At 61.8% G+C, this 3,400-nt stretch carries 3 protein-coding genes; 1 reads left to right on the plus strand and 2 read right to left on the minus strand.

The genetic code is table 11. From position 1 onward, the window contains the following. Positions 1-425, plus strand: a 425-nt coding sequence (locus WBB85_RS12160; RefSeq protein WP_432638876.1) for a hypothetical protein, incomplete at its 5' end; no start/stop codon positions are given. Between the two features lie 6 nt (positions 426-431). On the opposite strand, the gene typA is transcribed toward WBB85_RS12160, so the two are convergent. After that, positions 432-2,249 (minus strand): translational GTPase TypA, encoded by a 1,818-nt coding sequence (gene typA, locus WBB85_RS12165; RefSeq protein ID WP_432638877.1) that lies wholly within the window; start codon positions 2,247-2,249, stop codon positions 432-434. 422 nt (positions 2,250-2,671) lie between these two features. Further along, the coding region (gene guaA / locus WBB85_RS12170; RefSeq protein ID WP_432638878.1) for a glutamine-hydrolyzing GMP synthase at positions 2,672-3,400 on the minus strand (729 nt) is incomplete at its 5' end.

The following is a 3,400-nucleotide window of genomic DNA, read 5'->3' on the forward strand; positions in this document are numbered from 1 at the left end:
GTTCTGAGGTGGTCTTTGATGCAAGGCTGAACTGCGACAGTCTGGCAAAGGCACGCGCGTTAAAGAGTGTTCCTTTCACACCGGAAGTTACGGGTGAAGTCGAAGTCAGACACCTGTCCGAGCCTAGATTGTTGTGTCGGATGCCGCGTTCTGCGAAGCAAATCCAATTCAAGTCACTTGAGATCCAGCCTCTGGCAGTGATCTCGAACGAAGAGCAGCCTATCAGGGATATCCTAACCAGAGAGGACTATGGCCGCGCAGACAAAATTGTCGAACAATCGGCTTCGGACATAGATGTTCAATCATGGAGCAAGAAGCTAGACGAGGCTTTGAAGTTCAACTGGCTTGACGAAGAGGCGTGTTGGGGGAGGCGACGCGAAGGATGCTCCGAACTGGCGATGACATATTGCGCGCCTCCCCTATGACGCCTGTCAGCCCGCCCGCGCCTGCCGCTTGCGTTCATGCGGGTCGAGGAAGCGTTTGCGGAGGCGGACGATTTTTGGCGTGACCTCCACCAGTTCATCGTCCTGCACATAGGCGATGGCCTCTTCGAGGCTCATCCGCACGGGCGGGGTCAGGCGGACCGCCTCATCCGTACCGCTCGCGCGGACGTTGGTCAGCTTCTTGCCCTTGAGGGGGTTCACTTCCAGATCGTTGTCGCGGGAATGTTCGCCGATGATCATCCCCTCATAGACCTGTTCCTGCGCGCCGATGAAAAGCTTGCCCCGATCTTCGAGGTTCCAGAGAGCGTAGGCCACCGAAACGCCGTTCTCCATCGAGATCAGCACTCCGACATGGCGCCCGTCGATCGGGCCCTTGTGCGGCGCCCAGCCGTGGAAGATACGGTTCAGAACGCCGGTGCCGCGGGTGTCGGTCAGGAACTGGCCGTGATAGCCGATAAGACCGCGCGACGGCACATGGGCGACGATCCGGGTCTTGCCGGCACCCGCCGGTTTCATCTCGGCCAGATCGCCCTTGCGCTGGCCGGTCAGCTTTTCGATCACCACGCCGGAATATTCGTCATCAACATCAACGATGACTTCCTCGATCGGCTCCATCCTCTGGCCGTCCTCCTCGCGGAAGATCACGCGGGGACGGGAGATTGACAGCTCGAACCCTTCGCGGCGCATGTTTTCGATCAGAACGCCCATCTGCAATTCGCCGCGCCCCGAAACGATGAAGGCCTCGCCGCCCGGCGTGTCCTCGATCCGGATCGCGACGTTGCTTTCGGCCTCTTTCATCAGCCGTTCACGGATAACACGGGACTGGACCTTGTTGCCGTCCTTGCCCGCAAGCGGTGAATCATTGATGCCGAAGGTGACCGAGATCGTCGGCGGGTCAATCGGCTGGGCGGGCAGCGGCACGTCGATGGAAAGATCACACAGCGTGTCGGCGACGGTGGCCTTGGTCATACCCGCAAGCGTCACGATATCCCCCGCGACAGCCTCATCGATGGGCTGCTGGCCGAGGCCGCGGAAGGCGAGGATCTTGGTCACGCGGAACTGTTCGATCTTTTCGGCCTTGCGGGACAGTGCCTTGATCGTCTCGCCGACCTTCAGCGTGCCGCTTTCCACGCGGCCGGTCAGGATGCGGCCGATGAAGGGGTCGGCGGACAGCGTCGTTGCCAGCATGCGGAAGGGTTTCGCCGCATCAGCGATCTGGCGCGGTGCGGGGACGTGTTTGACGATCAGGTCGAAAAGCGCGTCAAGGTTCTCGCGCGGCCCGTCCAGTTCCGCATCCGCCCAGCCGGAGCGGCCCGAGGCGTAAAGATGCGGGAAGTCGAGCTGGTCGTCATCGGCACCGAGGTTGGCGAAGAGGTCGAAAACCTCGTTCAGCGCCCGGTCGGGTTCTGCATCGGGTTTGTCGACCTTGTTCAGCACGACGATGGGGCGCAGGCCGAGGGCAAGCGCCTTCGAGGTCACGAATTTGGTCTGCGGCATCGGCCCTTCGGCGGCATCGACCAGCAGCACAACACCGTCGACCATATTGAGGATACGCTCGACCTCACCGCCGAAATCGGCGTGACCGGGCGTGTCGACGATATTGATCCGGGTCTCACCGTGCTCGACGCTCGTGCATTTGGCGAGAATGGTGATACCGCGCTCACGCTCGATATCGTTGCTGTCCATCGCCCGTTCGGTCGTGGCCTGATTTTCCCGGTAGGTTCCGGATTGCTTGAGAAGTTCGTCCACGAGCGTTGTCTTGCCGTGGTCAACGTGCGCGATGATCGCGATATTGCGAAGGTCCATGGGTCTGCCGTTTCCTGAGGTTGGCGTGGCCTTAGAGGAATTTGGCCGGGATGGCCAGAGCGGAGTGCTGCTGTCCGGTTTTCAACGTCCGTAGCAGGCCCGATCAGCCCCCAAACCTCAGGCTGGTCCAGCGAATAAAACGGGACAGTGCGGACTTTCAGAAAGAAGCGCCCTTAGCCCGGGAACAAGCCGAAGGCGCCGGGCGAGCGCCTGCCCGTCCCGGCGGGCTGGCGCTTTGGATGCGGCGTACTTCGCATAAGGTCGGAGGGGCTTTGCGACGATAAACAGCCCTGAATTCAGGTCGCTGCGCCACCCCACGGGCAGGCGCCCGCCCGGCTTGCGTTGCGCATAGGGCAAAGTCGGCAAAGGGATCTGAGTGGTTCCACTGGAACGTTTCGCCCCCCCGAATGCGGGGGCGGACATCACTCCATCTCAATTGTGCCGGGCGGTTTCGAGGTCACGTCATACATGACCCGATTGACGCCCTGTACCTCGTTGATGATCCGCGTCGCGGTTTCGCCAAGGAAATCGTGAGTGAAGGGGTAATAGTCGGCGGTCATCCCGTCGACGCTGGTCACAGCCCGCAGGGAGAGCGCGTAATCATAGGTCCGGTAGTCGCCCATGACGCCCACCGTCTTCAGCGGCAGAATGGCGGCGAAGGCCTGCCAGATCTCGTCATAGAGCCCGTGCTTGCGGATCTGGTCGATATAGACGGCATCGGCCTGCCGCAGGATGTCGAGCTTTTCGCGGGTGATCTCGCCCGGGCAACGGATGGCGAGGCCGGGGCCGGGGAAGGGGTGGCGTCCGATGAAGCTCGGCGGCAGACCAAGCTCGTGGCCAAGGGCGCGGACCTCATCCTTGAAGAGTTCGCGCAGGGGTTCGACCAGCTTCAACCCCATCTTTTCCGGCAACCCGCCGACATTGTGGTGCGACTTGATCGTGACCGAGGGCCCGCCGGAAAAGCTGACCGATTCGATCACGTCGGGGTAAAGCGTACCCTGCGCCAGGAATTCGGCGCCGCCGACGGCGGAGGCGTGCTTCTGGAACACGTCGATGAACAGGCGGCCGATGATCTTGCGCTTGGTCTCGGGGTCGGACTGGCCGTCGAGTTCGCCGAGGAACAGGTCCGCCTCGTCGGCATGGATCAGGGG

The organism is Albidovulum sp., from assembly GCF_049646345.1.
GTDB lineage: Bacteria > Pseudomonadota > Alphaproteobacteria > Rhodobacterales > Rhodobacteraceae > Albidovulum.